Genomic DNA, 13,359 nt, shown 5'->3' on the forward strand with positions numbered 1-13,359 from the left:
CTCGACACGGCTCCGTACAAGGACGTGGAGGCGCGTTTGACGCCGCTGATGAAGGAAGGCCGCCCGTACCGGGTTCAGGCCCGGGAGGCGCTTGCCTTCGCGAAGTTGATGGCCGGCGACACCGCCGGCGCCCGCGGCGATTTCGTCGTGCTGCAGCAGAGCCTGGATGCGCCTGACGGCGTCCGCGCGCGCGCCCAGGCGGCGGTCGGCTTGGTCGACTCCGGTTCGGCCAAGGCGCTGCCCGGCATCGTGAAGTCCGCCGCGGCCATGCCGCCCCCCATGATCGTGCCGCCCGGCGCCGTGATCGGCCCGCAGGGCCCGGCGCAGCCGCAACCGCAAGCCAACGGACCGCAATGACGTCGCGCCGCAATATCCTCCTGGCCGCCTGCCTGATCGCCGCGCTGGGCGCGAGCGGCTGCTCGACGCTGGGCCGCCTCAATCCCTTCGACCGGAACGACGGGCCGGCCGAAACCGCGGGCGAGGGCGAGCGCATCTCCATCGTCCCGGCCGATCAGCGCCTGGAGCCGGCCGAGGCGCTGAAGGGCGTCGACTTCTCGCTGCCCACCCCGCAGACGGTGGCGTCCTGGCCGCTGCCGGGCGGCACGCCCGAGCAATCGGTGGACCATGTGGATGCTGCGCCGAACCTGTCGATCGCCTGGCGGCGCGGCTTTGGCGAAGGCTCGCAGCGCGGCCGATATGTGACAGCCCCGCCCGTGGCCGCTGACGGCAAGGTGTTCGTCATGGACGCCGAAGGTCGGGTCGCCGCGCACGACGCTCGCACTGGGGCCCAGCTCTGGCGCACCGGCACCAACCCCGGCGACAACAAGCGCGACCGCCTCGCGTTCGGCGGTGGCCTGGCTTACGCCGACGGCAAGCTCTACGTCTCGTCGGGCTGGCGTCAGGTCCTGCAGATCGACGCCAACACCGGCGCGATTGGCTGGCGGACCCGTACGGGCGAGGCCGTGCACGGGGCGCCCACCGTGGCCGCAGGCCGCGTGATGGTCATCGCCCTGGACAACACCCTGCTGACCTTCGACGCCGCGACGGGCACGCCGAGCTGGACCTATCAGGCGCTGGCGGAGTCCGCTCGGATCCTCAGCGCTTCGAGCCCGGCCGTCTCAGGTGACACCGTCGTCGCGGCCTTCGGCTCGGGTGAGCTGGTGGCGTTGCGGGCGGTGAACGGCAACGACCTGTGGAACGAGGCCCTGTCGCGCGCCAGCCGCACCAGCGCCCTGTCCGAGATCCGCGACATCCCAGGCCGGCCGGTGATCTATCAGGGCGACGTCTTCGCCGTCAGCCACTCGGGCGTGTTCGCGGCGATCGACCTGCGCACGGGGCAAGCCCGCTGGAGCCTGCCCGTCGTCGGCGTCACCACGCCCCTGCCGGCTGGCGACGTGGTCTATGTGGTCTCCAAGGCAGGCGAAGTGATCTGCGCCTCGCGTGAGACCGGTCAGATCTATTGGATCCGGGACCTCAACGAGGGCTTCAAGGGCAAGCGCAAGGGCGGCTTCTTCGGGATCGGCGGCCAGCGGATGAACCGGCCGATCTGGTCCGGGCCGATGCTGACCAACAACAAGCTGATCGTCGCCGGTCAGACCGGCCAGCTCGCGATCCTGAACGCCAAGACCGGCGAGGTGGAGCGCCGCCTCGACCTGGGCGGCCCCTCCATGCTCTCGCCGATCGCCATGGGCGACACGATCTATGTGGTGACCGACGAAGCCACGCTGGTCGCGCTGCGCTGAGCGAACGTTTAGGCTGACGACATGCCGTTGAAGCTCGCGATCGTCGGCCGCCCGAATGTGGGCAAGTCCACGCTGTTCAACCGGCTGGCGGGGCGCAAGCTCGCCATCGTGGACGATCGGCCGGGCGTCACCCGGGACCGCCGCTTCGGCGAGGGGCGGCTCGGCGATCTGGACCTCGAGCTGATCGATACGGCCGGCTTCGAGGACGTCACCGACGAGAGCCTCGAGGCGCGGATGCGGGCGCAGACCGAACTCGCCGTCGACGAGTGCGACGTGGCGCTGTTCGTGATCGACTCCCGCGAGGGTGTGACGCCAGCCGACCGCATCTTCGCCGAGATCCTGCGCAAGCGGGACAAGCCGGTCATCCTGGCGGCCAACAAGGCCGAGGGGCGTCAGGGCGAGGCGGGCACGCTGGACGCCTGGGGCCTGGGCCTGGGCGAACCGGTGCCGATCTCGGCCGAGCACGGCGAAGGCATGGCCGACCTCTACGCCGCCATCGCCGCCGTCTGGTCCGAAGACGAGGACGAAGACGACGAGGCGGTGGATCCGGACAAGCCGGTGCGCATCGCCATCGTCGGGCGGCCGAACGCCGGCAAGTCGACGCTGGTGAACCGCCTGATCGGCGAGGATCGTCTGCTGACGGGGCCCGAAGCTGGGATCACCCGCGACGCCATCCCCGTCGACTGGGAGTGGGACGGCCGGCGCATCCGGCTGGTGGACACGGCGGGCCTGCGGCGCAAGGCGAAGGTCCAGGAGAAGCTGGAGAAGCTGTCCACCCAAGACACCATCCGGGCGATCACCTTCGCCGAGGTGGTGCTGCTGGTGATGGACGCCACGCATCCGCTGGAGATCCAGGACCTGCAGATCGCCGACCTCGTTGAGCGCGAGGGGCGGGCGCTGGTCTTCGTGCTGGCCAAGTGGGACCTCGTTGAGGACCAGCAGGCGAAGCTGGCCGAGATCATCGAGGAGACCAATCGCCTGTTGCCGCAGGTGAAGGGCTCGCCCGTCGTCGCGCTGTCGGCCGAGACGGGCCGCGGCCTGGACCGGCTGATGCCGGCGGTCTTCAAGGCGCACACCGACTGGTCGACGAAGGTGAAGACCCGCGACCTGAACGACTGGCTGAAGATGGCGGTCGAACGGCACCCGCCGCCCGCCGTTGGTGGCCGCCGGGTGAAGCCGAAGTACATGGCTCAGACCAAGGCCCGGCCGCCGACGTTCGTGATGTTCGCGAGCCGGGCCGACCAGCTGCCGGATCACTACCGGCGCTATCTGGTCAATTCGCTGCGCGAGAGCTTCGACCTGCCGGGCGTGCCGATCCGGCTGACGGTGAAGTCGAACAAGAACCCCTTCGCCGAGGGCGAGGAGAAGAGCGGCTCGGGCCTCACGCGGGACAAGCCCGCCGAGGGCAAGACGGGGCGCGCCGCCAACATCCGGCGCGCGGCTGCGGCCCGGGCGGCCGAAGGCGCGGCGGAGAAGCCGAAGGCTGCGGGAAAGCCGAAGAAGGTCAAGCCGAAGGCGGGCAATCCGCGCGGGCGGGCGGCCAAGCTGCTGCGGCCCGGCGTCAAGCCGAAGCGAGCTTCCCGGCCGTCTTCCAGTCCGAAAAGACCACGTTAGCGGTCGGCAGGCCGAGCTCGGCCTGGGCGAGCTCGACGATCAGCGGGCCGATCTCGGACGGATCGGGCAACTCCATCGGGTCCTCGCCGGGGAAGGCCTCGGCGCGCATCTTGGTGCGCATGCCGCCGGGATCGAGCAGGGCGGCGCGGATCTTCGTGTTCTCGAGTTCGTCGGCCCAGGCGCGGACAAGGTTCTCGAGCGCCGCCTTGGACGCGCCATAGGGGCCCCAGAAGGCCTTGGGGCGGGCGACGCGGCCCGTGGTCAGGAAGATCGCCCGCGGCCGGTCCGAGGCGCGCAGCAGCGGCTCGACGCTGCGGATCAGGCGGTACGAGGCCGTCAGGTTTACGGCCATCACCCGGTCCCAGTGCTTGGGCTCGATGTGAGCGACCGGCGTCATCGGGCCGAGGATCGCCGCGGCGTGGACCAGGACGTCGAGGCGGCCGTAGCGCTGATGGATGGCGAGGCCCAGCTGGTCGAGGGCGCCGTCTTCGGCGATGTCCATGGGGACCAAGGTGGCGGAGCGGCCTGTGGCCTTGCGGATGTCGTCGTCGAGGTCCTCGAGGCCGCCGGGCGTACGGGCGACCGCGACGACCTGGGCGCCGGCGGCGGCGAGGGCGAGGGCGGCGGCGCGGCCGATGCCGCGGCTGGCGCCGGTGACGAGGGCGATGCGGTCGGAAAGGGGCAGGTCGGACATGAGGGCGCCTCTCTAGCCGGGATCGCCGGGCTTGTCAGGGCGTGCGGCGTACCTCTGGGCGATGGCGGCGCAGGCCATGAGCTGGATCTGGTGGAAGACCAGGAGCGGTATCATGGCGACGCCGGCCGCCGCGCCCGGAAGCAGGGCCGCGGCCATCGGCGCGCCGCTGGCCAGCGACTTCTTGGAGCCGCAGAAGACCACGGCGATCTCGTCGGCCTTGTCGAAGCCGAACAGGCGGGCGGCGGCGACGGTCACGAGCAGGATGGCCGCCAGCAGGACCGTGCAGAGGATGAGGAGGCGGACGAGGTCCAGTGCGCCCAGCCGGCTCCAGACGCCTTCGACGACGGCGTCGGAGAAGGCCGTGTAGACCACAAGGAGGATGGCGCCGCGATCCACCCAGCCCAGCACCTTGGCGCGGGCGGAGATCCACGGCCCCACCCAGCGGCGCAGCGCCTGGCCGGCGACGAAGGGGACCAGGAGCTGCAGGACGATGGCCTGGACCGAAGAGGCGTCCATCGCACCCTGAGCCTTGAGGAGCAGGCTGACGAGGACGGGCGTCAGCGCGATGCCCAGCAAGTTGGACGCCGATGCTGCGGCCACCGCTGCGGCGACGTTGCCGCGGGCGATGGCGGTGAAGCCGATCGACGACTGGATGGTGGACGGCAGGCAGCCCAGGAAGACGAGGCCCACCGCCAGCTCCGGCGGTGTGATCCAGGGGGGCAGGGCGGCGAGGCACAGGGTCAGCAGCGGGAAGGCGGCGAAGGTGGCGGCCAGGACCACGAGGTGAAGCCGCCAGTGCGTGAGGCCGCGGATCACCGCCTCGCGCGACAGACGCGCGCCGTGCAGGAAGAAGACGAGGGCGATCGCCGCGGCCGTGACGCCGTCCGCCGTCACGGCCGCCTGGCCGCGGACGGGGGCGACGGTTGCGGCGATCCCCATCAGGATGATGAGGATCAGGTACCAGTCGGGCTTGAAGCGGAAGCCCGGCTTCCGCGGGATCACGCGTCGACCAGGAAGGACAGCTGGCGCTCGACCGCCTGATTGCGGCCCTCGGCGATCTCACGGTCCAGGAGGCGCGTGGGATAGTCGCCGGTGAAGTAGTGGTCGGTGAACTGCGGGTTGGCCGGGTCGCGCTTCTCGGCGTCCATGGCCCAGTAGAGGCCGTCGACCGAGAGATAGCCCATGGAGTCGACGTCGAGCAGCTTGGCGATCTCTTCCACCGAGTGGTTGGCGGCCAGCAGCTTCTCGCGGTCGGGCATGTCGATGCCGTAGTAGTCCGGCCATTGGATCGGCGGCGAAGCCGAGCGCAGGTGGACTTCCGCCGCGCCGGCCTCTCGCACCATGCGCACGACGCGGACCGAGTTGGTGCCGCGGACGATGCTGTCGTCCACCAGCAGCACGCGCTTGCCGGCGAGCACCGAGCGGTTCGGCGAGAGCTTCATGCGCACGCCGAGTTCGCGCTGGCCCTGGGTGGGCTGGATGAAGGTGCGGCCCACGTAGTGGTTGCGGATGATGCCCATCTCGAAAGGCAGGCCGGCCTCCTGGGCGTAGCCGAGGGCGGCGGGGACGCCCGAGTCCGGCACGGGCACGACCACGTCGACGTCGGCCGGCGTCTCCTGCGCCAGGCGGCGGCCCATGCGCTTGCGGACTTCGTAGACCGAGCGGCCGTTCACGACCGAGTCGGGGCGGGCGAAGTAGACGTATTCGAAGATGCAGGGGCGGGCGCGCTGGGCCGGGAACGGCTTGAAGCTGCGGATGCCGCCCTGGTCGATCACAACGACCTCGCCGTGCTCGATGTCGCGGACGAACGTCGCGCCGACCATGTCGAGGGCGCAGGTCTCGGAGGCCAGGACCGCCTTGCCGTCCAGGTCGCCCAGCACGAGCGGACGGATGCCCAGCGGGTCGCGGGCGCCGATGAGCTTCTTGTTGGTCAGCGCCACCAGGGCGTAGCCGCCCTCGATCTGCTGCAGCGCGTCCATGAAGCGCTCGAGGAACTTCGGCTTCCGCGAGCGCGCGATGAGGTGGAGGATGACCTCGGAGTCCGAGGTCGACTGGAAGATCGCGCCTTCGGAGACCAGCTGTTCGCGCAGCGTCAGGAAGTTGGTCAGGTTGCCGTTGTGGGCGAGTGCGATGCCGCCCGCCTCGAGGTCGGCGAACATCGGCTGGACGTTGCGGATGAAGCTGCCGCCGGCCGTGGAGTAGCGGGTGTGGCCGATGGCGGAATGGCCGGGGAGGCGTTCGGTGAGGTCGCCGCCGCCGAAGGCGTCGCCCACGTGGCCCATGTGGCGTTCGGTATGGAAGCGCTGGCCGTCGAAGCAGGCGATGCCGCAGGCTTCCTGGCCGCGATGCTGGAGGGCGTGTAGGCCGAGGGCGGCGATGGCCGCGGCGGCCTCGGTATCGAAGACGCCGAACACGCCGCACTCGAGGCGGGGGGTGTCGTCGTCGGGATCCCGGGGCGGCGGCGACCAGCGATCGAACGCCATAGCCTTGGGCGACATGGTCATCGAGACCTCTCCAGATCGTCCTCGCCGGTTCGCGGCGCGTCGTACCCGTCCGTCACGCGTCTGTCACCTGACCCGTCGCGAACGGCGTTGTCGAAGGCGGGCCCCAGCCGTTCGGCGAGGTCCAGACCGCGGGGCGCAAGCCCCGTCAGCAAATCGCCCATCTCGTTGGCCAGCGGCCAGGTCTTGGCCTCGGTGATCCAACGCGGCCGGAGGTCCTGGGGCGTGGCCGCCTCGAACATCAGGTAAAGCGCGCCCAACACCAGGAGTCCGCGCCCGAGCCCGATCAGCAGGCCGACCGAACGATCGAGCGCGCCCAGGACGTCGGTGCGCTGGACCTTCCGCGCAAGGCCTGCGCCGATCAGACGCAGGACCAGATAGGTGACGCCGAACACCAGGACCAGCGCCGCCACCGTCCCAAGCCAGTCAGGCCGCACGACCTCCCGGACGAGCGGCGCCGAGACGGGCAGGCCGAAGATGGCCACCAGGACGGCGACGATCAGCGCCACCAGCGCAGCGACCTCGCGCACGGCGCCGCGCGCAAAACCCACCGCGCCTGAGATCAGGAGCAGGGTCAGGACGATCAGGTCGAACTGGGTCAGTCCTATCCCCATTGGCCTAGTCCCATGACGCCTCGCTGATCCGGCGGACGGCGTCCGCCAGCCGGCTCGCGCCGGTGAATTTCATCCCGCCGGACGGTTCGACGTCGGCCGGACCCAGAGCGCGACGGAAGCCGAGCTTGGCGGCTTCCTTCAGGCGGGCGTCCATCCGGCTGACCGACCGCACCTCGCCCGACAGGCTGATCTCGCCGAAGACCACGCAGTCCTGCGGCAAGGCCTCGTCGAAGGCGGAGGAGGCGAGCGCCGCGGCGGCGGCGAGGTCGGCGGCGGGCTCGGTGATGCGGAGCCCGCCGGCGACGTTCAGATAGACATCCCGGTCGCCGAAACCAAGGCCGCAGCGGGCTTCGAGCACGGCGAGCACCATGGCAAGACGCCCGGAGTCCCAGCCGACGACCGCGCGGCGCGGAGTGCCGTAGGCCGAGGGGGCGACGAGGGCCTGGATCTCGACCAGCACGGGGCGCGAACCCTCTATGCCGGCGAACACCGCCGCGCCGGCCGCCCGCGCCCCCGAGGTGTTGAGGAACAGGGCCGACGGGTTCTTCACCTCGGCGAGGCCCGTGTCGTTCATCTCGAAGACGCCGATCTCGTCGGTGGCCCCGAAGCGGTTCTTGGCGCCGCGCAGGATGCGGAACGGATAGCCGCGTTCGCCCTCGAAGGCGAAGACGGCGTCGACCATGTGCTCGACCACGCGGGGACCGGCGATGGTTCCTTCCTTGGTGACGTGACCCACAAGGACGACGGCGACCTTGCGCTTCTTGGCCAGGCGGACCAGCTCGCCGGCGGCGGCGCGGACCTGGGTCACCGAACCGGGGCCCGCCTCGTGGGCGTCGCTCCACATGGTCTGGATGGAGTCGATGACGACCAGGTCGAACTCCTCGGCCTTCAGTCCATCGACGATGGCCCGCAGGCTGGTCTCGGCGGCGAGCTTCACCGGGGCGTCGGCCAGACCCATGCGCTGGGCGCGGCCGCGGACCTGCTCGACAGCTTCCTCGCCCGAGATGTAGGCGCAGCGGACGCCGCGGCGCGCGGCGCTGGCGGCGACCTGCAGGAGCAGGGTGGACTTGCCGACGCCGGGGTCGCCGCCCAGCAGGATGGCCGAGCCCGGCACCACGCCGCCGCCGCAGACGCGGTCGAACTCGTCGACCCCCGTGATCAGGCGGGGCGGAGCGGGCGTCGCGTCCTCAAGGCCGGAGAAGGCGAGGCCGCGCGCGCGGGCGATCTTGGACGTAGGCTTCAGCGCGCCGGGCGGGCGGCTGGTCAGCTCCTCGACGAGGGTGTTCCAGGCGCCGCAGGCGGGGCATTGGCCCGACCAGCGTGTCTGGACGGCGCCGCAGGACTGGCAGGCATAGACAGCGCCGTCACGGGCCAAGGGAAGCTCCTGATTCGGTAAGGGGAAAGTCTAGCCGACGGATGCGCCGGGGTCTGTGCGACGCGGTCGCCTGTGCTACCCATGAGCGGGGACTGGACCGGAGGGCTGGATGGATTGGGGCAGGCTGGCCGCCAGGGCCGGCGCGATGATCGCGAGACCCGGCCGGGTCTGGGACGAGATCGCGCCTGAGCCCGGCGAGACCCCTGAACTCCTGCTGCGCTACGTGGCCCCGCTGGCGGCGATCCCGGCGGTGTGCGGGGCGCTGGGCACGCTGGTGTTCGGCATGCGCTTCGCCGAGGTAGCGATCCAATTGAGCTTCCTGGGCGTGCTGCTGGAGGCGGTGACGGGCTATGTCCTGACCTTCGTCTTCGTATGGCTGTCGGCGGCCTGGGTGAGGGTGCTGGCGCCGGCCTTCGGCGGCCTGGCCGACAGCGAGCAGGCCCTGAAGCTGGTGGTCTATTCGGGGACGGCGGTCTGGGTGGCGGGGATCACGCATCTCTATCCGAACCTGGCGCTGCCCCTTGGCCTACTGGCGGGGCTGTACAGCGGCTGGACGCTGTATCTCGGGTTGCCGAAGCTGATGCGATCGGAGCCGGAGAACACGCTGACCTACTTCGCCGCGGTGCTGCTGGGGGTGATGGTGCTGGGCGTGCTGCAGGCGGTGGCGGTCGCCAAGGCGGCCGAACTGGGCGGGCCGCTGGTCTGAGGCGGGGCTTTGGCCGACAAGGACGACGGGCGCGCGTCGTTGACCTTCTCCCCTGGCGGGAGAAGGTGGCGGCCTCCCCTGGCGGGAGAAGGTGGCGGCCCCATGGGGACCGCCCGCAGGCAGCCCAAGGACAGGCTCCGGCCGACACGGATGAGGGGACGCGCGCCGGACATGCCCGGCGGCCGTTGGTCGTGTCTGTGGCTGGGTGCTGAGAGACCCCTCATCCGGCCTGCTGCGCAGGCCACCTTCTCCCGCAAGGGGAGAAGGCGGGTTCAGGTGGTGTCGTGGGGCGGCGGCTCGCCGGCCCGCTGGTGCGGGTAGGGCTCGGGCTCGAGGTCGAGGCGTTTGATGATGCGCTCGATTTCCGACGCCGGCCTGACAGGCGCTACCGTTCGCCGAGGTAGATGCGGTCGGCGCGGCGGCTGAGGCGGACGAGCACCTCGTGGGCGACAGTGCCGGCGGCGGCGGCCTGGTCGTCGACAAGGGCGTTCGGGCCGAGGAGCTCGACGGTGTCTCCCACGGCGATGGCGGCGTCGCCGACATCGATCGCGAGCACGTCCATGGTCACGGCGAGCAGAGGCCGGCGGGCGCCGCCCGCCCAGGCATACCCGCCCGCGTTTGCGGCGCGGATGACGCCGTCGGTGTAGCCCGCGGCCACGATGGCGGCCCGGATCGGCCGGTCCGCGGTGTATTGGCGGCCATAGGCAAGGCGGTCGCCCGGCCGCAGGTTGCGGATGTCGAGGATGGGAGCCGTGAGGGTGGCGACGGCCCTTATCCGCGGGTCGGGCCGGTCGAACGGCCCGCCGCCGTAGAGGCTGACGCCCGGCCTCACCATGTCGAAGCGGTAGTCGGCGCCCAGGAAGACGCCGGCCGAGGCGCACAGGCTGGCGCGCGCCTCGGCGAACAGCGACCGCACGGCTCGGAAAGCCTCGAGCTGCGCGGCGCTGCGCGGGTCGGCTGGATCGGCCGCCGAGCCCAGGTGGCTCATCACCACGGCCACATCCAGGCCGCGCAGGCGGTCGGTCGCCTGGGCGAGCGCCCGAGCCTCGTCGGGAGCCAGCCCCTGGCGGTTCATGCCCGTGTCGACATGGAGCATGACCTCCAGCCCGCCGTGCGCGACCGCCCAGGCCGACGCGGCGGCCACCTGGGGCAGGGAGGTCAGGACGGGCGTGAGGCGCGCGGCGGCGAAGCGGGGGAGGGTTCCGGCGGCCGGCCCATCCAGGACGTAGATCTGGGCTTCGCGATCGGCCAGTTCAGCGCGCAGGGTCTCGCCCTCGTCCAGGCGGGCGACGAAGAAGCTGCGGGCGCCTTCGGCGTGCAGGCGGCGCGCGACCGGGCCCGCGCCCAGGCCGTAGCCGTCGGACTTCACGACCGGCGCGACTTCGGCGCCTTGGGCCTCGGCCTTCAGGACGGCGTGGTTGTGGGCGAGCGCGTCGAGGTCGACGGTCAGGCGAGCCCGGGGAGCCTGGGGCACCTTAGTGCGGATCGTAGCGGCCGGGCTGGGCCAGGTTGCCGAACTTCGTGGTGTCGGAGTTGAACGACAGGCGCACGGTGCCGATGGGACCGTGACGCTGCTTGCCGATGATGATCTCGGCGAGGCCCGCGACCTTGTCCATCTTCTCCTGCCACTCGAAGTGCTCCGGCGTGTTCGGCTGGGGCTCCAGGCGGCTGAGATAGTACTCTTCGCGGTACACGAACATCACCATGTCGGCGTCCTGCTCGATCGAGCCGGATTCCCGCAGGTCGGAGAGCTGGGGCTTCTTGTCCTCGCGGTTCTCGACCTGACGGCTGAGCTGGGAGAGGGCGATGACCGGGACCGAGAGCTCCTTGGCCAGCGCCTTCAGACCCTGGGTGATCATCGAGACCTCCTGCACCCGGTTGTCCGGGCCGCCGGCGCCGGTCGTGACCAGCTGGAGGTAGTCGACGATGATCAGGTCGAGGCCCATCATCCGCTTCAGCCGCCGGGCGCGGGCGGTGAGCTTGGCCAGAGTGATGCCGCCGGTGGCGTCGATGTAGAGCGGCGCTTCCTGGATCTCGAGGGCCGCGTCGCGCAGGCGGCCGAACTCCATGGCGTCGATCTCGCCCTTCCGCAGCCGGTCGCCCGAAACGCCGGACGCCTCGGCCAGCAGGCGCAGCGCGAGCTGTTCGGCGCTCATTTCCAGCGAGAAGAAGGCCACGACGCCGCCGCGGACGGTCTTCTTCGAGCCGTCGGGCTGCGGCTCGTAGGCGTAGTTGCGCGCGACGTCGAAGGCGATGTTACAGGCCAGCGAGGTCTTACCCATCGAGGGGCGGGCGGCGAGGATCACCAGGTCGGACGGGTGCAGGCCGCCGATCTTGGAGTCGAGGTCGACAAGGCCGGTGGAGAGGCCGGCCAGCCCGCCGTCGCGGCTGTGGGCCTCGGCGGCCATGGCGATGGCGCCCTGGATGGCGTCGGCGAACGGCACGAAACCCTGCGAGACGCCCCCGCTCTCGGCCAGCTGGTAGAGCTCCTGTTCGGCCTTCTCGATCTGCTCCTGGGCGTCGAGCTCGGCGTCGCCCTGCTGGGCCGTGGCGGCGATCTCGCCGCCGATGCGGATCAGGTCGCGGCGCAGCGCCAGGTCGTAGACGGCGCGGGCGTAGTCGGGGGCGTTGGCCGCCGGCGGCGCGCGGTCGACCAGGTCGGCCAGGTAGCGGACGCCGCCCAACTCCTCGAACGCGGGGTCGCGGGCGAACTGCTCGGCCAGCAGGATGGGCTCGGCCAGCTGACCCTTGCGGATGTGGGTCTCGATGGCCTGGAACAGGCGCTGGTGGAAGGGTTCGAAGAAGTGCCGGGCCTGGAGGTTGTCGCCCAGGCGCTCGAAGGCGGCGTTGTCGAACAGCAACGCGCCCAGCAGCGCCTGTTCCGCCTCGATGTTGGCCGGAGCATGATTGATCGTCACGTCGTTCGAGACGGGACGGAGGTCGAGAGCCGGTACGATCGCCATGGCCCTTCGATAGCGGGCCCTTTGCGGCGGATCACGGGCGCCACGTGTCGCGGCGACCAATCGTCCCCAGAACTTTTCTGAACCTGTGGATGGAAGCTTGGCCGTATGAAAACGGCGCGGGATCCAAGGACCCCGCGCCGCCGTCGTGAAGGCCTTCCAGCCTCGGGATGCTACCAGTTGACGCTCAGGCGGCCGTAGAGGAAGCGGCCGTTGAAGCCGAACGGCGAGTAGCTGGGGAAGCCGATCGAACCCGTCGGGCTGTTGATCGTGCCCGGCGTGACGTTCGGGTACTTGTCGAACAGGTTGTTGGCCCCGAGCGCGGCCCGGACGCCCATCGGGAAGGCGTAGCGCACCTCGAGGTCGAACAGGGCGGCTTCGCCCGTCTCGTAGTCGAACGAGGGGTTGTTGTTGGGGACCAGCACGCTGTCGTAGTGCGTCAGCTTGGCCGTGGCGCCCCAGGGACCCTGCTCGTAGTCGCCCTGCAGGACCACCTTCACCTCGGGCGTGCCTTCCTCGAACGTCAGGCGGTTGCCGCGGTCGAACAGGAAGGGCGGTTCGGCCAGGTTGGTGAGGGTGGGCAGGTCGGGCGTGCGGGTGACCTTGGTGTCGTTGAAGTTGGCCGCCGCGGTCAGGTCCAGCCGGCCTTCGCCGATGTCGAAGCGGTAGCGAGCCACGATGTCGACGCCCTTGGTCGTGGTGTCCACGCCGTTGATGAAGAAGCGGGCGCGGCTGACGCCGAAGGGCCGCAGCAGGTCGGCGATCTGGGTCGCCGTCGCCGCCGGGGTGTTGGTGTTCGGCAGGTCCTCCGAGAGCACGATGCGGTTGTCGATCTCGATCCGGTAGGCGTCGATGGTCAGCTCGAAGGGACCCTGCTGGAAGACCAGGCCCAGCGAGTAGTTGACCGACTCTTCCGGCTCGAGCGGCTGGCCGCCCAGCGCCCGGCCGACGGGGCTGGTGGACGGGAAGGTGCCGACCTCGATCAGCTGGAAGCTGGTGCCCACCAGGGTGTTGTTGGTCGAGGTGTAGGTGAAGAACTGCTGCTGCAGGGCCGGGGCCTTCACGCCCGTGGAGATGGCGCCGCGCAGGGCCAGCGCGTCGGTGAAGTCGTAGCGCGCGGCGAGCTTGCCGGTCACTTCAGACCCGAAGTCGG

11 protein-coding genes and 1 pseudogene are annotated in these 13,359 nt (G+C 70.7%); 4 read left to right on the top strand and 8 right to left on the bottom strand.

Annotation, left to right across the window (positions count from 1 at the left end):
• The 3 genes and pseudogenes from RIF93_RS13065 to der all read left to right on the top strand — a co-directional run.
• Positions 1–357, top strand: a pseudogene (locus RIF93_RS13065) (hypothetical protein); the annotation flags it as partial.
• Positions 354–1,742, top strand: a complete 1,389-nt coding sequence (locus tag RIF93_RS13070) for a PQQ-binding-like beta-propeller repeat protein (RefSeq protein ID WP_309091891.1) — start codon at positions 354–356, stop codon at positions 1,740–1,742. The pseudogene RIF93_RS13065 and the gene RIF93_RS13070, both read left to right, overlap by 4 nt.
• Positions 1,743–1,763: 21 nt before the next feature.
• Positions 1,764–3,356: a ribosome biogenesis GTPase Der gene (der, locus tag RIF93_RS13075; protein WP_309091892.1), complete on the top strand. Its 1,593-nt coding sequence runs from the start codon at positions 1,764–1,766 to the stop codon at positions 3,354–3,356.
• Here der and RIF93_RS13080 read toward each other — a convergent pair.
• The 5 genes from RIF93_RS13080 to radA are packed head-to-tail and all read right to left on the bottom strand — an operon-like array spanning position 3,304 to position 8,540.
• Positions 3,304–4,050 (bottom strand): SDR family NAD(P)-dependent oxidoreductase, encoded by a 747-nt coding sequence (locus tag RIF93_RS13080; protein WP_309091893.1) that lies wholly within the window; start codon positions 4,048–4,050, stop codon positions 3,304–3,306. The two genes, der and RIF93_RS13080, sit on opposite strands and share 53 nt — an antisense overlap.
• 12 nt (positions 4,051–4,062) lie before the next feature.
• Positions 4,063–5,052: a bile acid:sodium symporter family protein gene (locus RIF93_RS13085; protein WP_309091894.1), complete on the bottom strand. Its 990-nt coding sequence runs from the start codon at positions 5,050–5,052 to the stop codon at positions 4,063–4,065.
• Positions 5,049–6,548 (bottom strand): amidophosphoribosyltransferase, encoded by a 1,500-nt coding sequence (gene purF, locus RIF93_RS13090; protein ID WP_309091901.1) that lies wholly within the window; start codon positions 6,546–6,548, stop codon positions 5,049–5,051. Before purF ends, RIF93_RS13085 begins: the two co-directional genes overlap by 4 nt.
• A gap of 2 nt (positions 6,549–6,550) precedes the next feature.
• Complete coding sequence (locus tag RIF93_RS13095) at positions 6,551–7,165, bottom strand: CvpA family protein (protein WP_309091895.1); 615 nt, start codon at positions 7,163–7,165, stop codon at positions 6,551–6,553.
• 4 nt (positions 7,166–7,169) lie between these two features.
• A complete protein-coding gene (gene radA / locus RIF93_RS13100; protein ID WP_309091896.1) occupies positions 7,170–8,540 on the bottom strand; it encodes a DNA repair protein RadA in 1,371 nt (456 codons plus the stop codon).
• Positions 8,541–8,649: 109 nt separating this feature from the next.
• Between radA and RIF93_RS13105 the strand changes: the two genes are divergently transcribed.
• Positions 8,650–9,246: a Yip1 family protein gene (locus RIF93_RS13105; RefSeq protein ID WP_309091897.1), complete on the top strand. Its 597-nt coding sequence runs from the start codon at positions 8,650–8,652 to the stop codon at positions 9,244–9,246.
• Positions 9,247–9,631: 385 nt separating this feature from the next.
• Here RIF93_RS13105 and alr read toward each other — a convergent pair whose 3' ends face one another.
• From alr to RIF93_RS13120, 3 genes are all read right to left on the bottom strand, one after another.
• On the bottom strand, positions 9,632–10,720 hold the full coding sequence (alr, locus tag RIF93_RS13110) for an alanine racemase (RefSeq protein ID WP_309091898.1): 1,089 nt from the start codon (positions 10,718–10,720) through the stop codon (positions 9,632–9,634).
• Position 10,721: 1 nt separating this feature from the next.
• The gene (locus tag RIF93_RS13115) at positions 10,722–12,209 is read right to left on the bottom strand and encodes a replicative DNA helicase (protein WP_309091899.1); all 1,488 of its coding nucleotides are present in this window, start codon (positions 12,207–12,209) and stop codon (positions 10,722–10,724) included.
• Between the two features lie 170 nt (positions 12,210–12,379).
• A partial coding sequence (locus RIF93_RS13120; protein WP_309091900.1) for a TonB-dependent receptor domain-containing protein occupies positions 12,380–13,359 on the bottom strand: 980 nt, incomplete at its 5' end.

Source organism: Phenylobacterium sp. (genome assembly GCF_031181185.1).
Taxonomy (GTDB): Bacteria; Pseudomonadota; Alphaproteobacteria; order Caulobacterales; family Caulobacteraceae; genus Phenylobacterium.